This is a genomic window from Pseudodesulfovibrio aespoeensis Aspo-2 (genome assembly GCF_000176915.2).
Taxonomy (GTDB): domain Bacteria; phylum Desulfobacterota; class Desulfovibrionia; order Desulfovibrionales; family Desulfovibrionaceae; genus Pseudodesulfovibrio; species Pseudodesulfovibrio aespoeensis.
In genome coordinates this window covers 2,710,835-2,735,651 of record NC_014844.1, presented here as the reverse complement: position 1 = coordinate 2,735,651, position 24,817 = coordinate 2,710,835, and the positions used below count along the sequence as shown (strand labels likewise).

The following is a 24,817-nucleotide window of genomic DNA, read 5'->3' as shown; positions in this document are numbered from 1 at the left end:
CCAGTTGGATTGGCTGTCAGTAACAGGGATGCCTAACTCGTGGAGTTTGTGGGTAGGCCAGTTGGACAATACTTTGTGCTTGAGGGCGGCGTAGATGACTTTGCTTTTTCTAGTAACGTCAGCGGTGTGTAAAGTCCCCTTTCATAGGGCCAGTTAACGGTAGAGACTCCCGACAGTTTTCGGGGGGGTTGCCCAGAGGGCAGGGGGTACCCCCTGCCCTCTGGGCAGCAAAATTTATCGGCGACATATTCCCCAGGGATTCATGAGGACGTCCCTCGTTGTACTCACGGATAAAGTCCTCCGTAATGGCCCGAACTTCGCTCAGGCTGTTGAACACGTACAAATCAAGCACTTCTTCTCTGTAGGTCCGGTTGAACCGCTCGATGTATGAGTTCTGGGTGGGCTTGCCAGGCTGAATGAACTCCAGATTCACGCCATGCGATTCTGCCCAGGCCGCCATGACAGTCCCCGAGAACTCCGGACCATTGTCCATTCGCAACCTTTCGGGATAGCAGCCACGCTCTTCGGCGACCCGATCCAGCACCCTTACCACTCTTCCTGCTGGCATATTGGTATCGATTTCCACGGCCAAGGCCTCACGGTTGTAATCATCTACAGCGTTGAAAGTCCTGAAGACGCGACCGCTGTAAAGGGTGTCCCGCATGAAATCGATCGACCAGCAATGGTTTGGCGCAAGCGGCTGGGCCACTGCCGTCCGAGAGGCTTGCGGAAGCCGCTTCTTGGCCTTGCGCTTCAGGTTCATTTTCAAGAGGCAGTAAACCCTCCAAACCTTCTTGTGGTTCCAGGGCTTGCCCTGCTGTCGAAGGACGTTGAAAAGTTTACTGAAGCCCCATGTAGGCTTTTTCTCGGCCAGTTCAGTCAAGGCTGCGATGACATCGCTATCGTCCCGCGGGTGCGGCTTGTAGGCGTAGTAGCTCCTACTGATGCCCATGGCCGCGCAGGCCTTGCGCGAGCTCAGCTCAAACGCGTTGACCATGTGCGTGACAACTTCCTTGCGTTGAACTGGCCTCAGAGTTTTTTTCGATTACATCCTTGAGCGCCATGTTTTCCAGGCTGAGGTCGGCGAACATCTGCTTGAGCTTACGGTTCTCCGCTTCGAGATCCTTCATCCGTTGGATATCGGATGCCTCCATGCCGCCATACTTTGACTTCCACTTGTAGTACGTGGCGCTGCTCACGCCGTGCTCGCGGCAGACATCGACGACAGTCCGTCCGCCTTCCACTGCCTTCAGGATCTTGACGATCTGGTACTCACTGAACTTCGATTTACGCATACAAAACTCCTGTCCCATTTTGGGCCAGAAGTCTCTACTTGGCAATGGACCTAGTTTACGGGGACTTTACAGGTGCGGGCTACCTGTTTATACAAGAGGTTCCATTGTTCAAAGCTGGGAGAATGTGTTGGGGGCAGACTAAGGAGCTCTTCCACTCTCTTTTCGATGCGTTTATCTCGGGGCGGTGAATTTGATCGGGGAGGCAAGCAGGCTGTGGTAGGTGCGAGGGCGATGAAAGAATGTCGGTGGTAATTATGCAGTGCATACCGCGTGCTGTTCAGTTCTGCGTGTTTGAGGCAATATTTATAGCCTGCCGCTTGCCATTGACGAGCCCAGTAGTATTCCCCATATTTTGAGAGTTGCTCTTCCATACATTCAGGGCAGAGTCGGAAATGTTGCTTCTGTTGAATCTGTGATGTCGTAACACCTAAAGCTAGATGTACTGCGCCTTTGGTGCAATGCATCATCCTGTTAAGGCTTTTGAGTCGTCTTGGTTCCGGGATAAATGGGGCGTAGAGCGGAAACAGCGTATGCTTGTAAGCAAGAGTTTCAGCTGTCAGATCTAGTGATTTGGGATACTGCTCGGATATGGCTTGAATGTGAGATGGAAGGTCAGCTGTGGCAACGACCTTTCTGTTGTTGAAGACTTCATCAAGAAGTTGTTTGGGGCTTGTTATTCCGAAATGGACACCAGCCCGCGCCACAGTGCTGTACAATAGTTCGTCAGGGTATGGCATGGGGAAATTGAGCATGGGTTTACCCCGGCTTGCGTAACCAGTCTTCCATGTCGAAGATCATGGAGTTTTGCTTCAGGTGCTCGTACATGTCTTTGGAGTCGGTCTGGGAAAACACGAACCTGAGGTCCTCCGAGCCTAGCGAATGCCAATCCTTTCGAGGAATAGACTTGGCCTTCGTTGGGGGGCGAGGAGCTTCCTGTGACTCATACCATTTTAGTGCGAGTTCGATCATTTTGGATGTTTTGAGGTCTGGATGGGCTTCCAACACTCTTATTACTAGAGGGACGATTCGATTCCCTTCGCATTCCATGCCGACGAGTAAATTGTATAAGCGTTGAGCCTGCGGATTCTCATCAAAGAGAGTTGCTTCGGTTCTTAGCGGTGCCGGGAGTTTGATTGAAGCTGTCAGTTCGAGCAGTTTTAGATCAATGTTGGGAACAATCAAGTCAGAGTACTGCGCAATCCTCTCAGGATCGCCTGAACGAAGTGCGGCTAGCATGGGATGCACTGGCTTTAATTCATCGTCGTAAACCTTTTGCAAGAGCCCCGTTGTTATTCGTTCTCCCCCCGTGGTAATAGCTCTTAATTGGGCCAGGACGAATAGTTTGACGACAATGTCGAGGACTCCTTGCGAGAGATCATACCAACAAGCCCTAAGGTCCTCACTAAGACTCACGTCACACTTTTGGAGCCATTGGTATGTCCATAGTTTGTCAGAAAAAGCCATCCATTCTGTTTTCATACCTGGGCTGATATCAGGTGCTTTCATGGGCTCCCAAAACAATGAGCCAAATCCTGCTCCGCGCCTTGCGGAGCGTAAGTCTCTTTCAAAAATAGGTCTGGCCTTGGGCGTCCCAACGAATATGACCGGCAACCCAATTGTGTTTACCAATGTGACAAAGAAGTTGAGCATTTTCTCCACACCACCTGAACGCCGACGATCAAGGTGCTGGATTTCGTCGATGATAAGCACTCCTATGGCGTGAGTGTTAGCAACTTGGCTCATCATTGCTAGCAGCTTATCGGTACCGTGGCGTTTGCCGGTGTATTTGGTCTCATAATCGGTGTGTAGGACGCGATCTACTGCCATGAAGAATTGTCTGCATAGATTCTTCAGAGTTCCATCGTGAGGACAATCTACTTTGAGGTAAGTTATCTGAGTGAAGTTGCGTTCTTCATGGTAAATAACTTGAGGATACGTCGAAAAAACGCGGCTGATAGTCGTGCTTTTCCCGCTGCCAGAGCAGCCAATTAGGGAGAGACTTGAGGCCGTTGATTTTGCGTGTTCAAAACGGCAAACCTCCAGATCTCCAGTCATCACTCGCTCGTAGCCGTTTTGCATGTGCGTGTTGAGCGAGCCATCTGCCAAATTTCTTCCAACGTAGCCCTGTCTTATCATGATTGAGATTTTTTCTTCCAACTGAACATGAGCAGAAAGAGGTTGGAAGAAGTCGTCAAGCAACGAGGATATGATATGCGCCCTTTCACGGGCCCCGGCATAGATGTCTTTAGGATCGAATTGTACGTTTCCGGTCAGGCCGGATCTTACCTGCCGGGTATCCATCAATGGAGGTAAGGCCTCAATCAAAGGGTTGCCCTTGTATTGTGGGATGCTGGAAGGACGGTATACCGCTTTTACCATGTTCTTCGGTAGAGCCATTTAGTTATCCTCGTTGTCGAAGAGTTCCTCTATGAGATTTGGGTAATCATATTTTTCGAGCGTATTCTCCTTGAAAGGAATGGTCTTGCCCTTTCTTGCATTAGTCTTTTGACTGTTTTCTGGGTTGCGCTGTTGTCGTTCTATCCTTTTTTCGTTTTCTTTGTTGGAGCGAATACTCCGAATGCGCTCTGCGTCGCTCAAATCGTCAAGTTGAGGAGATCGCTGTTGAGCTGCCTTGATCTTTTTTGCGATGAATTCTTCGTGCTGTCTTTTTTGCTCGTTTAAACGCTGTCGGCTTGTGGCAACAGTCTTTTTCTGTTGATTTTTTATTTGCCACACATCCCAGAATGAAGCGCCAGCAAACTCTCTGGATCTTGGTGTCAAACTACATGTCCAGTATTCCCCTTTGTCCTTTGACGGAAAGAGGTAGATCTTGTCGGCGGAGCTTGGATCAAACGCTGCTTGCAATCCAACGGGCCTTCGTACTTCTTTGGCACGGTGGAGCCAGCCTTGCTCTATTATTTCAGGGCAAGTGTAGTATACGCCAAAGACAGAAATACCTAAATCGGAAATGGTTGCCTTGGTTCTTGGCAACAAGCTAATTCGTATGGCTTCTTCAGGGGCTGCCCGCAGGCGTCCCGTTCTGTGCTGGATACCCCAATTCCAGATGGAGAGCGGCGTCATTTCTAAGTCTGGTGGCATATCGGCTTCGCGATCATATTTTTCCAATACATCAAATCGATTGTGCATGAGGATAGAGGAGAGGATAATCTCCTTGAATTCTTGAACGGGGAATCTGGCATCGAGCCGATAGTCGCGTCCGCCGTGCTTCTTGATTTTTGTTTTGCCCACAACGCCGGGGGCAAACGGTTTAAACTCGGCCTGAATGGTCCTGAAGCTACGTTCAACTATACCTTTTGCGTCTCCCCGGTAAGGAGGAGTATTTTCGATTCTGACGGAAAAACTGTTTTCGAGGGATTCGATTTGGTGGCCCAGTAGTTCGCCTCTGTCAGCTAGTATTGCATCCGGCAGCCCGACTGTGGGCCAGTCTTCCTCTGAAATTTTAACACCGTACTCTGCGCAGAGTTGAACTTTGTTGGTCATAGCCATCGTCAGAGCTTGGATTGCAGTTGCATATGACGGATTTTCAAACCCAACATAGAAACCAGCTATCATGCGGCTGAACACATCTTTGACAAAATAGATAACAGGACGACCTACTATGTTGCCCCGATCACTGTCGGAGACCAGATATATGTCTGCAATGGTGGCGTCTATTTCATAGCGGGAACCAGGTCCAAGAGTCTTTGCATTTGCTGTGGATGAAAGTTGCCTGACATCCTTGTTGTATTCGATTTTGTTGGTCCGTTTTCTGAGCTTTTCAGTAAGGCTGTACTCGCGCTTGTAAAAGTGCAGCATTTGCCATTTCGTAGGAATTTCAGATTCAGACGTGTCCGGGAAATAGTTCTTGTAGAGTGTTGTAAACCTCCGATGGGCATATGGAAAATCACTTTTATTTTCTGTGAGTAGGTGTTTATCAATCGCTATCCTGAAAAGGCGCTCTGTTTGTTCGTCAATGGTTGCGCCTACGCCCGGACTAATAGTGCGGGGACGGCCAAACTTTTTGCCGTTGGCTTTGCGTTTTTTCCCTTTTCCGCCGGAGTTTTTATAATGAGGTAAAAGCGCATTAGGGGTTTGCCCTCGTTGCCAATAGCGGCGAATGAGTTTGTATAAGTTTGATTTGGACGCACTGTTGGCTGAGGCGACTTCCTTGATCTTGGCACCCCTGACTTGTGGGTCGTAAAAAAGCGGATCACTGATAATATCTCGAATTAGCCTGAAATTCTTATCTCGCTTGAGCTGTGCCGTGCTGCCTTCTTCTGGAGTTGCAAGGATAAGTTTTGCATATGGATCATCAGCTCGGATGAGCATTTCGTCATCAAAGGCCTTCGAGAGTTCGCTGACAAAGACAAGTGAGGGGAGTCCTCTGGAGTCTTCGATGTTGATCCAGACGATCTGCTCTCCAAGTAGAGATAGGACCCTGAACAGCGTCCCTTCGTGTGTGAGGACTTCATTAATTCTGAACATGCTGAAGCACCTCCATAGTTGCGGTGTCTAAGGGGACAAGGTCCGCTGGAGTGAGTTTCCGAAATGGCTTGTACAAATCAAAAATGAAGAAGCGGTGGGCGAGCAGTTGGCGGATCTCGCGTAGTGATTCTCCCACAGGGAGTGCGTATGCGACATCAAGTGATTTCGCTATGTTTATAATAGTAGAATCCGGGCGTTCAGCAAAATGATGATTGTAGATGCTGAGTCGATGAATCAGGTCGGACGTTGCTATCTCGCCGCGTTGAGCAGGGTAAAGCCATTCTATGTTTTGAAAGACAGCAGAGGGAATCTCTTTTTCTGTGATCAGAAACCAGGGGGTGTTTTTTCGCTGCCAATATTGCCGTTCCAACTCCAGCTTTTCGATCACTCTTGGTTTGACGAGATCTTCAGAGCGTTTTGCTTGTATTGCAAACTTTGGGAATTCAGCTTGAGAAGCGGTCACTAGAAAATCTGAGGACATGTACTGAGTGACACCTGCCACCGACGGGTGGGGAATGCCACATTGTTCAGCGATCTCAATAGTGAGTTCTCGTTGAAGCGGAAATTGCTCTCTTATTTCCAGAGTTGTTGTCTGCCATTCAAGAAGGAGGAAGACCGCAAGCTCCAGATCGGAGAACAGGTGGTGGGTCCTTTGGGATTTGTGCCCGAAAATTCGGTGAGAACGCCCTAGGGAAGGGAGGTCTCTTACTGTCAGCCATGGTTTATAGTCGCGGCCTCTGCCTGCGCCGCGTCCTTCTTTGATCCATCGCTGAAACGTTACATCCGTATGGGAGTACTTCTTTTTTGCCATGAATAAAGCCGCTCCTGGTTGGTTCACTTAATGTGATTACCAGAAGCGGCTTTAGTTCTCAACTTTATTACTTGGTTCTCAACTTTATTACTCGCCCACACCAGAGCTACCCCTGCGGTCTGCTGATGCCCACTGTCACGGTTTTTGCCTGGTGGCGGATGGTGTCGATGGGGCGGGTCATTTCCTCGATGGCCTTGTTGAGGATGGTCAGGATGTCGGCCAGACGGGTCTCGGTGACGCAGATGGAGGGCGACTGGTTGACCAGCCAGAGCATGTAGTTGGCCAGGGCCGCGGCCACACGGGCGGGCAGGGCCGAGTCGGTCGCGCCTGAGGCGATGCGGTCCACGCACTTGTTGAGCTGGTTGAGGACCAGGGTGCGGTCCCAGGTGGCCGGATCGGCGATCATGTCGCCAAGCGCGATGCGCGCGGCGCGGAAGGGCTCGGCGTGGGCGTCGATGGCCTTGGCCGCGGCGATGCCCCACCAGTGTCCGGCCACGGTTTCGGTCACGAAGTCAAGCCCGCCGCCGGCGCGAGGCACCTTGATGACAGCCTCGGCCACACCGTCGAAGCGGGTCTCGTCCTCGGCGCAGAAGACAATGGGCGAGCCGTTGTGCGCCTTGAAGATGGTCACTTCCTTGACCGTGTCCATGACCACCAGCTCGGGCAGGTCGCTGGCCATGACCAGGGTCAGCGGCTCGGTGGAGAGGTCGATGTGCTTCTTGTCCTCGGTCACGTCGCAGGGGATGGACTTGTAGCACAGCTCCGAGAGCTTGATGCGCACCTCCTGCGCGGCCACGCAGTTGGCTCCGTTGCCAACCAGCGCCCAGTAGCGGTGGACAGGGGCGTACTTTTTCGCCACCTCGGCGATGGCCTCCTTGCCGTCGAGCACCTGATCGATCTTGGCGGGCAGCCCCTCCAGGGCGGTGATCTCGGCGGTCACGGCGTCCGCGTCCATGGTGCCAAGCACGCTGGCCAGCCACAGGGAGAGCAGCTTGCCCGCCGCCACCTGGGAGTAGAACGCCTTGGTGGAGGCCACGGCCATTTCCACATCGCGGCCATTGCTGGTGTAGATGTAGGAGTCGGACTTCTGGACCAGGGGCGAGTTGCGCCGGTTGACGATGCAATTGACCCAGGCGCCCCGGTCGCGGCACAGGTCCACCACGCGGTTGGTGTCCGTGGTGGTGCCGGACTGGGAGACCGGGACCAGGACCACATCGTCCATGCGCTCGTCGCCCATGAAACCCACCAGCTCGCTGCCGGTGTAGGACTCTATTGAAATGGAACTGCCCGCCAGCGAGCGCCTGAGCAGCCGGGCCACGGCCATGGCGGCCACGGCGGCGGTTCCCTGGCCCACGCAGATGATGCGCTTGACCGGGACGGCCCCGGTGGTGAACCGCCTGACCAGGGCCGGGCCGTTGCCGAATCCCTCGGGGAGGAAGGTCGCCCGGCCGTTGTGCCTGAGGTATTTGCCGTGCAGGGTGTTGCGCACGGAGTTGGACGCCTCGTGCATCTCTTTTTCGATGTAGTGGTTGTATTCGCCGCGGAAGATGTCGCGCGAGAATATCTCGATCTTCTCGGCCTTGAGAGGCACGCCCTCGCCCGAATCGAGGAACCGGGCCATGGGCACGGCGTCCGCCGGGTCGTTGTCGCGCAGGATGACCGAGACGCCGCCCTGGCGATGGACCGCTATGGGGTAGGAGCTGCGCGCCCTGGCGGCCATGCCGTAGGCCTCGCTGGCCACCAGCCAGCCGTCCTGGGTGCGGCCCACGTTGAAGCTCTGGCCGCTGCCCTTCTGGGCCAGGAACTGGCTGTCGAAATCGCTCAAATTCTGCATGACCACGGCCAGGGAGCCCTCGCACCGCCTGAGCACGCTGCGGAACCGCTCCTCGGCGTCGCCGTCCTCGGGCGCGTCCATGTGGAAGAGCACGGGCAGGATCTTGGCGTCGGTGGAGATGATCGGCGGGATGAACGCGCCCTTGGAGACCACGGTCTCCTCCACCAGGGTGCGGTAGTTGTCCACGTCGCCGTTGAGCACGAACATGGTTTTTTCCAATCCGGTGGAAACGCCGCCTTCCACCAGCCCGTCCACGGGATGGCAGTTGGGCACCGAGATGATGCCGTTGGACGCCCAGCGGGTGTGGGCGATGATGTTTAGGGTCTCAAGGCCCTCGGCCATGGTCCACAGGAGTTCGTCCTCGACGATGAACCGGCGCAGGGCCGCGCCGTTGTCGCCCAGCTGGCCCACCAGCTGGGCCACCTTGTAAAGGAACCGGCAGGCCGTGCGCCCGTCGTCGAGCTTGCGCACCAGCACCTGGCGGGTGTCGGCGTGGGCGATGGAGCAGCGGTCGCAGAATTCCGCCTTCTGGGCGGGCGAGAGGCGCAGTTCAGGGTCCATGTCCGCAGGCAGGATGAAGGCCACGGCCACTCCGGCGGAGTCGCGGCCACGCACTTCGAGCTTGTCGATGGATTCGAGCACCAGCTCCATGCCCCAGGCCAGCAGATGGCGGTCGCGGGCCTTGGCGTCCGCGGCCAGGGGGGCGGGCATCAGGGCCAGGGTGCGCCCGACATTGGCCAGCACCTCCTGGTCGATCTGCCACAGGTAGTCGTCGAGCTGCTCGCGCAGGGCTTCAAGCGCGTCGGTGCGCGGGCCTTGCTCCAGCTTGACCGCCGCCGCGCCCCGCAGCTTGCGGATGGCGTCGCGGATGGCTTCGAGCCGCAGTCGGGTGGCCGGGTCGGTCGCCAGTTGCAGGTGCAGGCCAAAGGCCATCAGGTCGTAGAAATGGTCAGTCAGCGCTGAGAGCGGGGCGGCGGCGTCCATGAGGTCGTTGCCTGCCACCACTGTGTCAAAGGCATCGGCAACGGTGTCGATCCACGCCGTGTCGGGTGTCTCAAGCCACTGCCTGTTGCTGAGAAAACTGGCGATTCCACACATGGGGGGTGTAAACTCCTGGTGAGAAAGTGGGCGGTCTCCGGATTGCGTCGCAACGCCACGGGGCGCGGGACATGGCCCCGTCCGGACCGCGTCCTTGGAATTACTGCACCTGCCCCGGCTTGGCAAGCCCGATGGCCCTGCCTTGGCGGGCCGGATTCGCCGCGACTCTGGACATCCGGTATCAGATGGTCTAGGGCTGATGAGATTTCGGTGATCGCGGGTCGCCGGAGCCTGTCACGTTCGGGGGAGTTGTGATCGGCCAGCCTGTCTTTGGCGGTGTGGGTGCGGGCTGATTGCAAATGCGCAAACTATGAAGCTTCTTCACTATCTCGATTCCAAATGGCGCTCCATGGGCATTGTCCGCAAGTTCGCGGTCGCGCTCGGGTCTTTGCTTGCGCTTATTTTGCTGGTGGCGGTCGTCGGGGTCGCGGCCTTGAGCGTGCTGGAGAAGAAGGCCGGGGAGATAGTGGCCGACTCCATGCGCATGCAGCGGCTGGCCCTTGAGATGGATTCCCGGCTGCAACTGGCGCGTCAGGCCGAGCGCGATTTCTGCCAGCGGATCGGGGATCTCGGCCTGGACGGCGCGCGCATGGTCTTTGTTCCGGAGTTCACCCAGCGGCTGGGCGAGGCCGGGCGCAACGCGGCCTGGCTGCAGGACATGCGGCAGTTCTCGTCTGATTCCCAGGCCGGGGCGGTCCGGCTGGAGGAGCTTGGCGAATCAATCCGGCGCTACGGTGCGCTTTTCGAGGATATGGTCGAGCTGGCCGGGGCGGTCGGTGTCGGCGATCAGTCCTTTGCCCGCACCCAGGGCGAGATGGAGGGCGAATACCTGCATCTGATCTCTCTGGTCCGCCAGTTGGCCGTCTCTGCCACGGACGGGGCGCGCAACGCCCATGACGAGATTGCCCGGTCGAGCGCGCTGGTCCGGTATGTCCTCATGCTGTCCGTGCTCCTGGCCCTGCTCCTGGCCGCTTCCATTTTCTGGGTGCTCAACCGCAGCGTGGCCAGGAGTGTCGTGCAGTTGAGCAACACCGCCACCGAGCTGAGCCTGGGCAACCTTGAGGCCAGGGCCATCATCGGCAGCGACGACGAGTTTGGCAGGCTGGCCGACTCCATCAACGCCATGGCCCACCGCATCACGGCCCTGATCAACGATCTCGAAGGCCGGGCTGCCATGGCCAGCGATCGGCTGGTGGACGCCATAGATTCCATTTCCGAAGGGTTCTTGCTCTATGACAACAAGGAGCGGCTGATCATCGCCAACAGGCGGGCCAAAGAAGTGGCCGGCTGCGGTGAAGGGTTTTTCAAGCCGGGCCTGACGGTGGAGCAGATTTCCCGCCTTGGTGCCGAGAGCGGATTGTTTGTCAGCGCCCTGGGGCGGGAGGACGCCTGGGTCGAGGAGCGGCTCAAGTGCCACCGGACCATCAGCCCGCCCGTGGAGGAGCTGCTCAGCGACGGCAGCTGGGTGCAGGTCAAAACCTATCGCAGCGGGCGCGGCGAGACCGTGGTCGTGTTCACCGATGTCACCGAGCGCAAGCGCAAGGCCGAAGTGCTGGCCACCATGAATTCCGATCTTGAGGATCTGGTCCGGGAGCGGACCAAGGTCCTTGTGGAAAAGGCCATGGAGCTGCGGCAGGCCAACCGGCGGCTCATGGAGCTCGACGAACTCAAGTCCGCCTTTCTTTCCTCCGTCTCCCACGAGCTGCGCACGCCTCTGACCTCGCTGCTCGGATTCTCCAAGATCATCCGGCGGGATTTCACGCGCACCTTCATGCACCTGGCCGACACCGCGCAGGCGCAGCGGTTGGGCGAGCGCATCCAGTCGAACCTGGATATCATCGGCAGCGAAGGCGAGCGCCTGACACGCCTGATCAACGACGTGCTCGACCTGAGCCGGATCGAGTCCGGCCAGGAGGACTGGCGGTTCACCGAGATCGATTTGGCCGGGTGCGTCAACCGCGCCGTGAGCGCGGCCAGCGGCCTGCTCAGTCCCAAGCCGCAGGTGCGGCTGACCATCCGGCGCATGGACCCGGTCCCCCTGGTCCATGCCGATCAGGACCGCATCCATCAGGTGCTCATGAATCTGCTCAGCAACGCGGTCAAGTTCACCGATTTCGGCGAGGTGGCCGTGGACCTCTATCTCGACGACCAGGGCATGGCCAGAATCCGCGTGGAAGACACCGGGCGGGGCATCAAGGCCCGATACCTGGAGCAGATATTCGACAAGTTCCATCAGGTGCACAGGGGCGACACCCTGACCGAGAAGCCGGCGGGAACCGGCCTGGGGCTGGCCATATCCCGCCAGATCGTCGAGCACTACCATGGACGCATCTGGGCGGAATCCAAGCTTGGACGCGGCACGGTCATGAACGTGGCCCTGCCCCCGGCAGACCCGGCGGACAGGCCGCTGGTCCTGGTGGTGGACGACGACCCCGCGGCCAGGGACTACCTCTCCATGCTGCTCAAAAAGGAGGGCTACGGCGTCCACGCCGCCTGTGACGGCGAGCAGGCCCTGACCCTGGCCGCCGCCCGCCGCCCGGCCCTGATCACCATGGACATCCTCATGCCCGGCATGGATGGCCGCACGGCCATCCGCACCCTGCGCCGCGACCGGCATCTGGCCGACATCCCCATACTCGTGGTCTCGGTCTTCGAGGGGTGCCACATGGCCGGGGGCGACGCCGCCCTGGTCAAGCCCGTCAATGGCGACGCCTTTATCGGCGCGGTCCACGCCTTGATCGGCGATGGTGGCCCGGCGCGCCCGGTGTTGGCCCTGGGTTCCGTGTCCGCGCCCGAATCCTGCCGCCTGGCCGGCCTGTGCGGCGAAAGCGTCATCCGCTGCTCCGAGGTCGAACTGTGGGCCTTGCTCGACGACGGCTTCGAAGGCACAGTGGTCATGCCCGAATCCATGGCCGACGCCATCGACCTGCCGCGCATCTGCGGCATGACCAACGTCCAGGTGCTGCTCCTGCCCGGCAACGGCCAGACAGTCTGACGCCAGAAACGACTTGTTCCCACCCCTTGGGCGGAACAAACGGCTTCTCATCCTCCGCGTAACATGGTAGCGAGGTGGTCCGTCCGTGAGCCGCCGAGACGCGCGCTTTCGGACGCGGGGGGAGCATGAGACAGTGCGTCATCTGGATACAGCGGGCCTGCCCGGCCATAGTTTTGGGGTTGGCCGTGCTGGCTGCCTGCGGGATTGCCCGTGCCGGGACGGGCGGCCCCAGCTACGTGCTCGGCATGTCGGCGGCCTTCACCGGCCACAGCCGGGGGCTTGGGGGCGAGCTGTATCGCGGCACCGCCGCCTATTTCACCCACCTCAACAGGAGCGGGGGCATCAACGGCAAGCCCGTGGTCCTCGTCACCCTGGACGACGGCTACCAGCCCGACCCCGCCATCAGAAACACCCTCGAACTGCTGCGGCGGGGCGACGTGCTCTGCCTCTACGGCTATGTCGGCACGCCTACCGTGACCCGCATCCTGCCGCTGCTCGGCGGCACGGCGGGGGCGAGCAAGCTGCTGTTCTTCCCCTTTACCGGCGCCCAGCCCCAGCGTGAGCAGCCCTACGGCAGGCACGTCTTCAATCTGCGCGCCTCCTATCGCCAGGAGTTGAAGGGGCTGGTGGACAGGTTCGTGGCCTTGGGGCGCAAGCGGATCGCGGTCTTTTATCAGGCGGACGCCTATGGCCGCAGCGGCTGGGACGGCGTGCGCCGCGCCCTGGCCGCCCACGGCCTGACCATGGTCGGCGAGGCCACCTACCGGCGAGGCTCCGGCTTTGACCAGCCCATGGCCGAGCAGGTGCGCATCCTTGCCCGCGCCAGGCCCGACGCGATCATCTCGGTCGGAACCTACGCCCCCTGTGCCGCCTTTATCCGCGATGCCCGCGACGCCGGGCTTGACCAGCCCATAGCCAACGTCTCCTTTGTGGGCAGCGAGAACATGCTGGCCAGGCTGGAGGGTATCGGCAAGGCGCGCGGCATCGACTACACGCGTGATCTGGTCAACTCCCAGGTGGTGCCGAGCTACGAGGATCTGAGCCTGCCCGCCGTGCGCGAGTACCGGCAACTCATGGACACCATCGAGGTGGTGCCACCGGATGTGGCCGGGACAGGATACCAGCCGTTTCGCTACAGCTTTGCCGGATTCGAGGGGTACCTCAACGCCATTGCCATGGCCCGCGTGCTCAGGGAATTCGACGCGAATCCCCAACTCGGACTGGCCGCGGCGGCGCAATCCCTCAGGGATGTGGATCTTGGAATCGATGTCAGACTCAGCTTTGGCCCGGACAACCACCAGGGCCTCAGCCGCGTGTATTTCACCACCGTGGAGCAGGGCGCGTTCGTGCCGGTGCGCGATGAGCAGTGGGAAGCATGGCGCAGGTAAGAAGTCTCTCCATCTTCAAGAAGACCGGGATTCTCGCTGTGGTCCTCTTCGGCGTCATCGCCATGCTGACATCGGTCCTGGCCGCGTACATGCTCTACGACCGGATGGTGGAGGAGTACGTCAGCAAGGGAACTGCCATCGCCCAGTCCATCGCGGGCGCGAGCCAGGATATCCTGCTCAACCGCGACGCGGCCACGGTCCAGGCCATGATCGACCAGTACCTGGAAATCGACGGCGTGGCCTACGTCTTTGTCATGGACAGCGATCGCATCGTGGTCTCCCACACCTTTGTGCCCGAAATGCCGCCCCGGCTGACCACTCTGGCCGAGCCGCAGGACGCGCCGCTGGTGACAGAGGTGGTCGCCGCGCCCCTGGGCCGGATCATCGACGTGGGGGTGCCCATCCTGGCCGGGGTGGCCGGATATGTCCATGTGGGCATGAGCAAGGAACTGATCATGAAGTACTTCTGGGCCGCAGTGATCCAGGTCCAGGCGCTGCTCTTTGTCATCCTGCTGGTCTGCGTGGGCGTGCTCTTTGTCATCACCCGCCGCATCTCCCGGCCACTGCTGCAACTGACCGAGTACGCGGACAGACTCGCCTCCCACGATTTTACGGCGGATATCGAGATCACCTCGAGCGACGAGGTGGGGCACCTGGCCAGGACCATGCGCACCATGGCCGGGGAGCTGGCCCGGCTCTTCTCGGACATGGAATCCGAGGTCAACAAGGCCACGGGCGAGCTGCGCGAGCACATGGTCTATCTCTCGGCCATCATCGACAACCTGGTCGACGGGCTGCTGGTGGTCAGCCCCAGCGGCTCGGTATCGGTCATCAACCCGGCCATGCGGGAGTTCTTCGCCCTGGGCGACAAGGACTATGTGGGCTTTGCCGCCGCCGACGTGTTTCCGGTGGAGGTCTCGGAACTGGCGCTGGCCATCCGCAGCTGCGGCGGGGTCATCCAGTCCGCCGAGATCCCCCTGTCCGACGGGCGCACGGGCAAGGCCGTGGGCTCATCCATCATGGTGGCTGAGCCGGTCAGCCGATGTCTGGGCGGGGTTGTGCTGGTGCGCGACATCACCCGCGAGAAAGCCCTGGACCAGCTCAAGACGGACTTCATCTCCACCGTGTCCCACGAGTTGAGGACGCCCATGACCTCTGTCCTCGGCTTTGCCAAGATCATCGGCAGGAAGATCAGGGCAGGCGTGCTGCCCTCTCTGGGGGGGGATGCGGACGCGAGCCGGATTGCGGCCCAGGTGCTTGACAACGTGGGCATCATCGTGACCGAGGCCGAGCGGCTGACCGAGATGATCAACGACGTGCTCGATATCGCCAAGATGGAGGCCGGGCAGGTGGTCTGGCGCGACAAGGCTGTCTTCATGGGCGATGTCATGCGCCAGGCCATCGAGGCCACGCGCGGGCTGTGGAGCGCCAAGGGGATCGAGGTGGTCCTCGACGTCGAGGAGGGGCTGCCGCCGTTGCGCGGCGACCATTCCCGGCTGGTCCAGGTCATGGTCAACCTCATCTCCAACGCCGTGAAGTTCTCCAGCCGAGGTCCGGTCACATGCCGGGCGCACCTGGACCGCAACGCAGTGCTTGTGTCCGTGGCCGACCATGGGCCGGGTATCCCGGAGAAATTCATCCACGAGATTTTCGACAAGTTCAAGCAGGTGGGCGACACCCTGACCGAAAAGCCTTCGGGCACCGGGCTTGGGCTGCCCATCTGTCGGCAGATCGTCGAGCATCACGGCGGCAGGATCTGGCTTGAGACCGAGCCTGGGAAGGGCAGCGACTTCATTTTCACCATCCCGGCCCTCATGACCCGTCCCCGCGAAGACGCGGTGGACGAGGCGTGCCGGGGAATCCTGCCCGAGCCGGATTCGGCCATGCTCATGCGTCTGGCGGACGAGCGTCATCTGCCGCCGCTCATCCTGGTGGTCGACGACGACCCGATCCTGGGCCTCTATTTCACGGAGCTGTTCGAGGGGTGCGGCTTCCGGGTCATGCTGGCTGCCAACGGCGAGCAGGCCGTGGTCATGGCCAGGGACCACATGCCGGGCCTGATCACCATGGACCTGATGATGCCCGACATGGACGGGCGCACGGCCATCCGGTGCCTGCGCCACAATCCGTTCACCCGGCACATTCCCATTCTTGTCCTCTCGGCCCTGAGTGAGGACATGTCCGCAGGCGGCGACCTGGCCCTGACCAAGCCGGTCAACGACCAGCGGCTCGTGGAGGTGGTCCGCGCCCTGCTTCTCAAACAGGACGTGCGCCGCTCCTGTCTCGTGCTGGGCGATCTCGACGATGTCACCTTTGAGGGGTTGACCGTGTTCTGCCCCAGTGACATGACGTTGTGCCCGCCCGGAGACATCTGGCGGCATGTGGAGAAGGGGTTCAAGGGCATGATCTTCATCCCCGCCGAAATGGCCGACAGGCTGGACCTGGACCTGCTCTCCCGCGTGCCGGACCTGACCGTGATCATCCTGCCCGTGCGTGGCGGACGGGAAAAAGCGGTATAACGGGGTTGCCGCCGTTGCGCAGAGAGTCTATTGTGTGGCATGAATCCTGACGGGCCCGCCGTGGTGCATGCTCGGAGCGTTTTTCATTTCGGTTTGAAGGAGTTTGCGAAATGGGCAGAAAAATCCTCATTGTCGATGACGAGGTCCACATCAAGATGCTTCTGGAGCAGACCCTCGAAGAGCTTGAGGACGAGTACGGCGTCGAGCTGTTCACCGCCTCGGACGGCGAGGAGGGCCTTGCCTTCATCAGGAGCGAGAGGCCCGATCTCGTCTTTCTCGACATCATGATGCCCAAAATGAACGGCTACGAGGTCTGCCGGATCGTCATGGGCGACCAGAGTCTGAACGAGGTCAAGATCGTCCTGCTCACGGCCAAGGGGCAGGAGGTGGACCGCAAACAGGGCCTGGAGCTGGGCGCGAAGATGTACATGACCAAGCCCTTTGACCCGGACGAGATTCTCAAGGTCTCCAAGGACATGTTGGGATTATAGGCCTGTTTTTCAATCTGCATGACCCCGCTCAAGAAATTCATCCGCCCCGTGGCCCTGCGCAACCTGCTGCGCAAGGCCTTTGACCTGACCGGTGGCGCCTGTCCCCTTGCCATTGTCTACGAGGGCGAGGTGGTCCTGACCGAAGGGTGCGACGCCCTGACGGATCTCGACCCCCAGGCCTATTTCGCCGAGAACAGGCCGGACATCCTCTCCACCCCGCTTCAGTTCGACCTGCTCCACGGCGGCCAGCTCCGGATGCGCCTCTTCGGGGCCGATGCGTCCGAGCGGCGTGAAGCTGGCGACCGGCTGCTCGCCTTTGCCGCCTACGCCATCCAGGAGTTCATCGACATGGAGCGCGCCCGGCGCTCCATCGCGGACGAGGCCCTGGCCAAGTATCGCGAGCTGGCCCTGCTCCATCGTTCGGTGCCGGTCATCAACACCTCCCTGCGCATGCGCGACGTGGTGGACGCCCTGATCAACGAGTGCCGCCGCGAGAATTATCCCGGCGAGTTTGGCATGGTCTTTCTTGCCGAGCCCGGCTGCGCCCGGCTGCGGCTGGCGGCCCAGTTCGGTTTCCCGTCCGGCTGCGATCTCCAGCCCCTGGCCGACAGCGAGCTGTTCGCCCGGATGACCCGGTCCGGCCACGGCGAGATCATCAACGATCTGGCGGCAGACAGCCGCTGGCACGGCGAACTGGCCGGGATCAAGGCCATGATCGTCATTCCCATCCTGTCGCCCAACCGGTGCGAGGGCATGCTCGTCCTGGCTTCGGCAGCCACAGGCGTGTTCGAGGCCGCGCACCGCAAGAGCCTGGCCACCCTGGCCTCGGTGACCGGCATCTCGGTGAGCAACGCCTTCAATTTCGAGGGCGTGCAGACCCTGATGAACGCCATCCTCAAGGCGCTGGCCGAGGCCATTGATTCCCGCGATCCCTTCACCGCGGGTCATTCCGAGCGGGTGGCCCATCTGGGCGTGGCCTTTGCCCATCTCCTCAACGAGGACGCAGGATTTACCAGGGCGCATTTCACGGATCAGGAGCTGCGCGAAATATACTACGCGGGTATCCTGCACGATGTCGGCAAGATCGGTATCAAGGAAGACGTGCTGACCAAGGATTCGCGGCTGCCAGAGCGGCGCATGCAGGTGGTGCGGGCCAGGTTCCAGTTTCACGGCCTGTCGTCGGACTTCGACTGGGTCGAGGCATTTGAGCGGGTGCGAGCCCTCAACACGGCCATGAACCCGGACTCCGAGGACCTGGATTACGTCCGGCGGCTCGGCTCGGTCTACTGGGCCGTGGGCGGGGAGAGGCTGCCCCTCTTGTATGAGGACGAGCTGGACGCGCTGCTGCTCGAATACGGCAACCTGACCCAGGACGAGCGCAGGGAGATCCAGCGGCACCCGGCAGAGAGTGAGCGCATCCTCCAGCATATTCCGTTGCAGGAGGGGTATGCCAACATGCTGACCATCATCCGCCAGCACCACGAGCGCATGGACGGCAGCGGCTATCCCGATCGGCTCATGGGCGACGATATCCTGATCCAGAGCCGGATCATGGCCATTGTGGACATCTACGACGCCGTGACCCAGGAACGGCATTACAAGCCCGCCTTCACCCGCAGCGAGGCCATCCGGATTCTCGACGGCGAGGCCGGGCAGGGCAAGCTCGACCGCCAACTGGTGGCCTTCTTCCGCGCCAACGTAGCCAGGATCGAGACCCTGTCGGGCCGCGTCAAGCTGGCCCGGGTCACCCATCTTTCGGAAATAGGCAGTTTTTCCGCGCTCTGATGCCGCCACTTGTGCGGCGCGGCGCGTGTTCCCCCCAGTCCCCTCCTGTCAGGGTTCTGGGCGGTTTTTTTGCGCGTCCCGTGCGGGTTATGTCTTGAGGCTCTCGGCCAGGGCCGGGAAGGGGATCTGGCCCTGGGCGAACACCGCCGCGCAGAACGGGCCAAGCTCCAGGCCCGATTCCCGGCGCAGGGTGTCGAACTCGTGCAGGCCGAGCACGGGTGTGATCCGGCTGGTGGGGGCGAGCCGGATGGCGCGCACCTGCTCCAGGGATTCCTCGTGCGAGAAGCCGGAGTCGGCCAGGATGGACAGGCAGCGGTCCTGGGTCAGGGAGCCTGCGGCCAGTCCGGCGTCGATCATGGCCAGCCCGGCCCGACGCAGGCCGCGATGGTGATGGACAAGGCGGTCCAGGGGGTTTTCGAGGTAGCCGAGTTCGTCGAGCAGGTTTTCGGCAAAGGCGAGCCAGCCTGCAATGAACAGGGGGCTGATGATCTGGGAGAGGGGCGAGTCGCCCAACGCGCGCCGCTCGGAGTTGAGCAGGTGGCGGCCCGGATAGGTCTGCCGGGCGGTCATGAACACGTATTCGCGGCGCATCCGTGCCAGCCGGGCCGGGTCGTCGCGGAAGCCGCGTCCGCTGAACATCTGCGGGCTGACATAGCAGCGCGAGGGTTCGTCGGGCCAGGCTCCCAGGGCCGGATCGTAGTGGATGGGCCGCAGGGTGGAGGCCATATGCAGGGGCTGCGGGTCGATGCGCAGTCCGGAGTCGTTGAAGACGCCGGGCAGGGCGGTCTCGTAGACAAAGGCGCGTAGCCGGTGAATCTCGCGGACCACGGCGTCCATGGGCTCGAGGGTCTCCTCTGCCGGGCCCCTGTATCCGGCCAGGGCATCGCGCCACTTTGTCCCAAGCTCAGGTTCGAGCTTGCGCAGCCCATGGGCGCGCAGGACGAATTCGGCCTCGGCGATGGCGAACATCTCGGCGGCGGACCGGTCAGTGCCGAGCAGCCCGGCGGCCATGAGGGCAAAGGGCGCGCCTTCGGTCTCGCGGGTTTCGGGCCGGGCCGCCACGAACCGGTCGTAGTCCCGGAGGGCGTTCAGGCTGTCGCCGAGCAGGCGCGGACCCTTGCCCGCCCGGCCCAGGTCCGTCTCGCCAAGGCCGGTCAGGAACCGGGCGCAGTCGCGGATCATGGTCTGGGTGCGGGAACGGGAGGCGGTGCTCACGGTCTCGATGTTGTCCGGCCCGTGGGCCAGCAGGGCCGGGATGGCTTTGAGCCGTTTGATGAAGCGTTTTTCGCGTGCGGCCTGGTTTTTGGCGGGCATGTCCACGGCCTGCTCCAGTCCGGTGAAGGCCACCTGGAGGTACAGCTCTGGGCTTTTCCCCCAGGCTTTCGCGCCATCGAGCTCGGCGATGGCGCAGGCCGCGCACCGGGCCAGCGCCTGCATGATCCAGCGTTCCGGGCCGCTCGCCTTGGCCGCCCCGGTCTCGAACTCCTTCCTGAAGGACACCAGCCGGGCCACATGCTTGGCGATGCCCCGGCGCGAGAGGTCGTCGAGCCGGTCGAGCCACTTGGCCGAGGCCATGACCGGCGGCAGGTGGGGAAAGGCCCCGGACGCGCACATGACCGGAAAATGTTTGCCAAGATAGGAAAAAAAAGAATCCGCTGATTTGATTTTCATGGAGGGGTTCCGGCTTTGGGGGGGGCTATGTCTTGGCAGTTGCCGCGCGTTTGAGCAGGCTGTGGATTTTCGGGACGAGGTCGCCGAGTTCCGCCTTGGACACCTGGTCGTCGGCGCCCACGGCCACGCCCTTGTGGTGGAGGGTCTCGGTGATGATAGACGAGCACAGGACAACGGGGAGGTTCCGCAGTTCAGGCTCTTCCTTGATGGAGCGGGTCAGGGTGTGGCCGTCCATGACAGGCATCTCGATGTCGGTGACCACGATGTCCACAAAATCGGTCAGGGGGCGGTGGTGCTCGGCGGCCATGCGGCGTGCGTTGGAGAGGTAGCGCCAGGCCAGCTCTCCGTTTTCCACGGGATGGACGGTGAACCCGGCCTTTTCGAGGATGCCGGAGATCATCTTGCGCGCCATGACGGAATCGTCGGCCACCAGGGCCTTGACGTGTCGGCTCAGGATATCCTGCCTGACCTGCTCACTGGCCTCCTGCACGGGCGGCGCGTCCGGGTTGAGGGCCATGCATATCTTCTCCATGTCGAGGATGAAGACGATGCGGCCCGAGAACTTGACCACGCCGGTGATGGAATTGACAGACAGGGACGAGACGTAGCCCGTGGGGGCCTCCACCTGGTTCCAGCTGATGCGGTGGATGCGGGTGACGCCCGAGACCAGGAAGGCGCTCTTGGTCCTGTTGAACTCGGTCACGATGATCTTGGGCGGTTCGTTTTTCGCACGGATCTTGCCGAGCCAGCCCGCCAGATCGACCAGGGGGATGATCTCGTGGCGCAGGTTGAACGCGCCCAGCACTGCGGGGTGGGAGACTTCGGGCATGTCGGTCAGCTCCGGCATCTGGAGAATCTCCAGCACCTTGGCCACATTGATGCCGTAGTAGCCCCGGTACTGCCCGGAGGCACGGGCCTCGTCGAGGTAGAATTCGACGATCTCGACCTCGTTTGTGCCGGATTCGAGCAGGATGTTGTTTTCGACCATGAACGCTGTCTCCAGTGCGATTGGCGCGGGTGCGGCACAAGCCGGGCACCATCCTTATACCATGGACCTTGGCCCTTGCAAGTGCGCGGGTTCCACTAAGCGGCAAATAATTACGGATATCAGTCGTGATCCGAGCCGATGCCGTATTTCCTGATCTTGTAGTGGATGGCGCGGCGGCTGATGCCCAGGGCGTCGGCGGCGTCCTTTCTGACCCCGCCGTGCAGGGCCAGAGCGCGGATAATGGCCTGTTTCTCGCTTTCGTCCAGCGACAGAGGGGCATTGGAGGCCGGAGATCCCTCCGGGATCGGGTCGAGCTGGATGTCATCCGCCTCGAGGGTGTTGCACTGGCAGAAGACCAGGGCGGCCTCCAGGGCGTGCTTGAGTTCGCGCACGTTGCCCGGCCAGGGGTGGGCCTTGAGCCGCTCCAGCCCCTTGGCCGAGAGGCGCGCCTCGGGACGGCCCTGCTCGTTGCACATGGTGCGCACGAAGCCGCGGGCCAGGACCGGGATGTCCTCGGCCCGTTCGCGCAGGGGCGGGATGGTCAGGGTGACCACCTTGAGCCGGTAGTAGAGGTCTTCGCGAAATTGTCCGGCCCGGACCTTTTCCGGCAGGTTGGCGTTGGTGGCCGCCACCACGCGGCAGGCCACGCTGCGCTCGCGGGTGTCGCCCACGCGGCGGATGGTCCCCTCCTGCAAAAAGCGCAACAGCCGGGTCTGCATCTCCGGCGAGATGTTGCCTATCTCGTCCAGGAACAAGGTGCCGCCGTCCGCCTCCTCGATAAGCCCCTTCTTGTCCTTCAGGGCGTGGGTGAACGCCCCCTTGACGTGGCCGAAGAGTTCGCTTTCGAGCAGGGTGGGCTGGGTCGAGCCGCAGTCCACGACCACGAAGGGGCCGCCCGCCCTGGGGCTTGCCTCGTGGAGGATGCGCGCGGCCAGCTCCTTGCCCGTGCCGGACTCGCCAAAGAGCAGCACGCCCGCCGTGGACCGGGCCACGCGGTCGAGCAGGGAGAGGAAGCGGGCCATGGCCGGGGCCTCGCCGCCCCAGAGGCTGGCCGTGGCTGCGGACGCGTCCCTGGCGCACGGTGGCGCGCCCCGGTCCGGCGGTCCGGCCTCGAGGATGGCCCGGATGCGGCGGACCAGCTCCTTGCCGTCAAAGGGCTTGGTCAGGTAGTCGGCGGCCCCGGCCTGGATGGACCCCACAGCGTCCGGGATGGTGCCGTGGGCCGTGAGCATGATGACCGGGATGTGCGGCCAGTGTTCGAGAATCTCGCGCAGCAGCCCGTGGCCGCCCATGCCGGGCATTTTGACATCCGAGACCACGAGGTCCACCGGCTCGCAGGCCAGCATCTCCAGCGCGGTCTCGGCCCGGTCGGCCATGAGCGGATTGAGCCCGGTCGAGAGGAGCCGGGCCTCAAGCACCTGGAGGATGTTCTCGTCGTCGTCCACCACCAGGATGGTCGGGATGTGCGCCTTGGTCATGGGGTGTCCTTGCGGGGTGCCGCCCCCTTGAGGGGCAGGGTGAAGCTGAAGGTGGAGCCGAGGCCCGGCTCGCTGTCAAGGGCCATGCGTCCGCCGTGGGCCTCGACGATGCGCCGGGCGATGGCCAGTCCGAGTCCGGCGCCGTCCACGCTGTGGCGCATGCCCGGCTCGCGGTAGTATTTGTGGAACACCAGTTCCTGCTCCTGCTGCGCAATCCCCGGGCCGGTGTCGCTGACGCGGAAGGTGGCCGCGGACTCGTCGGCCAGGAGTTCGATGGTCACAGTCGAGCCCTCGGGGCTGAACTTGATGCCGTTGCCGATCAGGTTGAGCAGCACCTGCTGCACATGGGCCGGGTCGCAGACGCAGCTGACAGGAGCGTCGGGCAGCCGGGCCGAGAGGGCGACCCGCCTGGCCTGCGCCGTGGGGGCGAGCCGCTCCAGGGCCGAGGTCACGAGCCCGGCGCAATCGGTCGGCTCGGGCGACAGGTCCAGGGCCTGGGACTCCATGCGCGAGACGGTCATGAGCCGGGCCAGCAGGTCCGAGAGGCGGATGGATTCCTGCCCGGCGATGGCCAGAAAACGCTCCTGGCGCTCGTTGACCTCGCCCAAGGCGCCGGACCCCACGAGATCCACGGCCTCGCGGATGCTGGTCAGCGGGGTGCGTATTTCGTGACTGAGCATGGCCACAAAATCGGCGCGCATGCGCTCCTCGCGCCTCAGGCGCCCGGCCATGGCGTTGAAGGCGCGGGCCAACTCGCCCAGTTCGTCGCCTGAGAGCACGCGCACGTCGCGCACGGTTCCGCCCTGGCCCAGGTCGCGCAGCCCGCGCCGGACCTCGGACAGGGACCGGTTCAGGTGCCAGGCCAGGATCAGGCTGCCGCCGATGCCGAGGGTCAGGCTCAGGATCAGGCCGTACAGGCCGATATTCGCCGCCCGCCTGCCCGATTCGTGGAGCCGGATCAGGGCGCGTTCTGTGTCGATCTGGTTTTCGAGCAGGCTGTGCCCGAGGGTGTCTGTCCATTCAAGGATCGTGGCGTCCGGGGTCAGGGTGTCGCCTGGAGCCTCGCCAGGGGTCAGGGTGATCTCGAATTCCTGGTTCAGGTCGCGCCACTGGTCAGCGTAGCCGGGGTGTTTCTTCAGCGTGTCGTCCAGGATTTCGCCGAACCGGGTCAGATCCTCGACCACGAAGCGCACGGCCTCCTGGCTGCCGATGAGCCGGTAGCGGCGGATGTTGTCCTGCACGCTGTAGAGCCGCTCAAGCATGCGCTGGATGGCTGAGTCCACGTCGTGGTTGACGCTGATGATGCGGCTCGAGACCTCGGCGTCGTGCCGGACCTGGCGCAGCAGATAGGCCGTGGTGGCGGCAAAGACCACCACCAGGGCGCATGACCAGAGCAGGAGCTTGGCCGCTATGTTCAGGCCTTGGGCCTTGGCCATCGTGGTTCCCGTTGCTTTCCGGGCGGCAAAGACCGCCAGCGTCGCGGACTCCGCCGCAACGCGCTGGCGGCCATGGGTGTGGCCCGGTGGATCGCGGGGCGCTAGCCCCGCACCTCGAACCGCTCGTGGACCTTGTCGTATTCGATGACCGTGCAGGTGACGGCTTTGAGGTCCGGCACCGGCGCCTCGGTCTTCAGCGCTGCCTGAAGGACCGCGTAGGAATCAGGGTTGCCCTGGACGAGGATTTCAGCCTTGCCATCGTTTATGTTGCGCACCCAGCCCTTGAGTTCGAGCCGCTGGGCCGTGCTGAGCACCCATGACTGGAATTTTCCGCCGGTGACCTTGCCTTCGACAATGCAGGTGTAGCTCTTCATGGTGTTTCTCCCGTAAAGATAGGTGATTCCATCGTGTCTTTTGTATACGGAAAAAAAACGGGAATGAAAAGGGGTGGCTGCGACTTTGGTGCAATCCCGCCCGATGCGCGGCCCGGTTGTGACTTGCAAGGGTTCCGGGATCGGCGTATGAAGGGGGTCTGCTCTGACT

15 protein-coding genes and 1 pseudogene are annotated in these 24,817 nt (G+C 61.3%); 5 read left to right on the top strand and 11 right to left on the bottom strand.

The features are described 5' to 3' along the window. Positions 1-220: 220 nt before the first annotated feature. From DAES_RS12740 to DAES_RS12715, 6 genes and pseudogenes are all read right to left on the bottom strand, one after another. A pseudogene (locus tag DAES_RS12740) lies at positions 221-1,295 on the bottom strand (IS3 family transposase); the annotation flags it as partial. 50 nt (positions 1,296-1,345) lie between these two features. Continuing rightward, positions 1,346-2,047, bottom strand: coding sequence for a TniQ family protein (locus DAES_RS17385; RefSeq protein ID WP_083808653.1), 702 nt, complete (start codon positions 2,045-2,047; stop codon positions 1,346-1,348). 4 nt (positions 2,048-2,051) lie between these two features. After that, positions 2,052-3,692, bottom strand: a complete 1,641-nt coding sequence (locus DAES_RS12730) for an AAA family ATPase (protein WP_013515442.1) — start codon at positions 3,690-3,692, stop codon at positions 2,052-2,054. Continuing rightward, positions 3,693-5,780, bottom strand: a complete 2,088-nt coding sequence (locus DAES_RS12725; protein WP_013515441.1) for a DDE-type integrase/transposase/recombinase — start codon at positions 5,778-5,780, stop codon at positions 3,693-3,695. Next, the gene (locus DAES_RS12720) at positions 5,767-6,591 is read right to left on the bottom strand and encodes a heteromeric transposase endonuclease subunit TnsA (protein WP_013515440.1); all 825 of its coding nucleotides are present in this window, start codon (positions 6,589-6,591) and stop codon (positions 5,767-5,769) included. Before DAES_RS12720 ends, DAES_RS12725 begins: the two co-directional genes overlap by 14 nt. 106 nt (positions 6,592-6,697) lie before the next feature. After that, positions 6,698-9,523, bottom strand: a complete 2,826-nt coding sequence (locus tag DAES_RS12715) for an SIS domain-containing protein (RefSeq protein ID WP_013515439.1) — start codon at positions 9,521-9,523, stop codon at positions 6,698-6,700. Between the two features lie 310 nt (positions 9,524-9,833). On the opposite strand from DAES_RS12715, the gene DAES_RS17005 reads away from it, so the two are divergent. The 5 genes from DAES_RS17005 (at position 9,834) to DAES_RS12690 (ending at position 18,701) form a co-directional block, all read left to right on the top strand. Next, positions 9,834-12,518, top strand: a complete 2,685-nt coding sequence (locus DAES_RS17005; RefSeq protein WP_157864860.1) for a hybrid sensor histidine kinase/response regulator — start codon at positions 9,834-9,836, stop codon at positions 12,516-12,518. Between the two features lie 125 nt (positions 12,519-12,643). Then, positions 12,644-13,906: an ABC transporter substrate-binding protein gene (locus DAES_RS12705; protein WP_013515437.1), complete on the top strand. Its 1,263-nt coding sequence runs from the start codon at positions 12,644-12,646 to the stop codon at positions 13,904-13,906. Continuing rightward, positions 13,894-16,425, top strand: coding sequence for an ATP-binding protein (locus DAES_RS12700; RefSeq protein ID WP_013515436.1), 2,532 nt, complete (start codon positions 13,894-13,896; stop codon positions 16,423-16,425). The genes DAES_RS12705 and DAES_RS12700 overlap by 13 nt, the downstream gene beginning before the upstream one ends. 110 nt (positions 16,426-16,535) lie before the next feature. Then, a complete protein-coding gene (locus DAES_RS12695; protein ID WP_013515435.1) occupies positions 16,536-16,916 on the top strand; it encodes a response regulator transcription factor in 381 nt (126 codons plus the stop codon). 18 nt (positions 16,917-16,934) lie between these two features. After that, positions 16,935-18,701: an HD-GYP domain-containing protein gene (locus DAES_RS12690; protein WP_013515434.1), complete on the top strand. Its 1,767-nt coding sequence runs from the start codon at positions 16,935-16,937 to the stop codon at positions 18,699-18,701. An 87-nt stretch (positions 18,702-18,788) separates the two neighbouring features. Here DAES_RS12690 and DAES_RS12685 read toward each other — a convergent pair whose 3' ends face one another. The 5 genes from DAES_RS12685 to DAES_RS12665 all read right to left on the bottom strand — a co-directional run bounded on the left by DAES_RS12685 (position 18,789) and on the right by DAES_RS12665 (position 24,648). Next, positions 18,789-20,372, bottom strand: a complete 1,584-nt coding sequence (locus DAES_RS12685) for a DUF885 family protein (RefSeq protein WP_013515433.1) — start codon at positions 20,370-20,372, stop codon at positions 18,789-18,791. 25 nt (positions 20,373-20,397) lie between these two features. After that, complete coding sequence (locus tag DAES_RS12680) at positions 20,398-21,360, bottom strand: chemotaxis protein (protein ID WP_013515432.1); 963 nt, start codon at positions 21,358-21,360, stop codon at positions 20,398-20,400. A 119-nt stretch (positions 21,361-21,479) separates the two neighbouring features. Beyond that, positions 21,480-22,838, bottom strand: coding sequence for a sigma-54-dependent transcriptional regulator (locus DAES_RS12675; RefSeq protein ID WP_013515431.1), 1,359 nt, complete (start codon positions 22,836-22,838; stop codon positions 21,480-21,482). Continuing rightward, positions 22,835-24,274 carry a sensor histidine kinase gene (locus DAES_RS12670; RefSeq protein WP_013515430.1) on the bottom strand — a complete coding sequence of 480 codons (1,440 nt, stop codon included), beginning with the start codon at positions 24,272-24,274 and terminating at the stop codon, positions 22,835-22,837. The genes DAES_RS12675 and DAES_RS12670 overlap by 4 nt, the downstream gene beginning before the upstream one ends. Positions 24,275-24,375: 101 nt before the next feature. Then, on the bottom strand, positions 24,376-24,648 hold the full coding sequence (locus tag DAES_RS12665; RefSeq protein ID WP_013515429.1) for an acylphosphatase: 273 nt from the start codon (positions 24,646-24,648) through the stop codon (positions 24,376-24,378). Between the last annotated feature and the right edge of the window lie 169 nt (positions 24,649-24,817).

What these genes read in the sequence shown, in the direction of transcription:
- DAES_RS17385 (WP_083808653.1), bottom strand. Translation starts at nt 2,047, where the DNA reads ATGCTCAATTTCCCCATGCCATACCCTGACGAACTATTGTACAGCACT.
- DAES_RS12730 (WP_013515442.1), bottom strand. Translation starts at nt 3,692, where the DNA reads ATGGCTCTACCGAAGAACATGGTAAAAGCGGTATACCGTCCTTCCAGC.
- DAES_RS12725 (WP_013515441.1), bottom strand. Translation starts at nt 5,780, where the DNA reads ATGTTCAGAATTAATGAAGTCCTCACACACGAAGGGACGCTGTTCAGG.
- DAES_RS12720 (WP_013515440.1), bottom strand. Translation starts at nt 6,591, where the DNA reads ATGGCAAAAAAGAAGTACTCCCATACGGATGTAACGTTTCAGCGATGG.
- DAES_RS12715 (WP_013515439.1), bottom strand. Translation starts at nt 9,523, where the DNA reads ATGTGTGGAATCGCCAGTTTTCTCAGCAACAGGCAGTGGCTTGAGACA.
- DAES_RS17005 (WP_157864860.1), top strand. Translation starts at nt 9,834, where the DNA reads ATGAAGCTTCTTCACTATCTCGATTCCAAATGGCGCTCCATGGGCATT.
- DAES_RS12705 (WP_013515437.1), top strand. Translation starts at nt 12,644, where the DNA reads ATGAGACAGTGCGTCATCTGGATACAGCGGGCCTGCCCGGCCATAGTT.
- DAES_RS12700 (WP_013515436.1), top strand. Translation starts at nt 13,894, where the DNA reads ATGGCGCAGGTAAGAAGTCTCTCCATCTTCAAGAAGACCGGGATTCTC.
- DAES_RS12695 (WP_013515435.1), top strand. Translation starts at nt 16,536, where the DNA reads ATGGGCAGAAAAATCCTCATTGTCGATGACGAGGTCCACATCAAGATG.
- DAES_RS12690 (WP_013515434.1), top strand. Translation starts at nt 16,935, where the DNA reads ATGACCCCGCTCAAGAAATTCATCCGCCCCGTGGCCCTGCGCAACCTG.
- DAES_RS12685 (WP_013515433.1), bottom strand. Translation starts at nt 20,372, where the DNA reads ATGAAAATCAAATCAGCGGATTCTTTTTTTTCCTATCTTGGCAAACAT.
- DAES_RS12680 (WP_013515432.1), bottom strand. Translation starts at nt 21,360, where the DNA reads ATGGTCGAAAACAACATCCTGCTCGAATCCGGCACAAACGAGGTCGAG.
- DAES_RS12675 (WP_013515431.1), bottom strand. Translation starts at nt 22,838, where the DNA reads ATGACCAAGGCGCACATCCCGACCATCCTGGTGGTGGACGACGACGAG.
- DAES_RS12670 (WP_013515430.1), bottom strand. Translation starts at nt 24,274, where the DNA reads ATGGCCAAGGCCCAAGGCCTGAACATAGCGGCCAAGCTCCTGCTCTGG.
- DAES_RS12665 (WP_013515429.1), bottom strand. Translation starts at nt 24,648, where the DNA reads ATGAAGAGCTACACCTGCATTGTCGAAGGCAAGGTCACCGGCGGAAAA.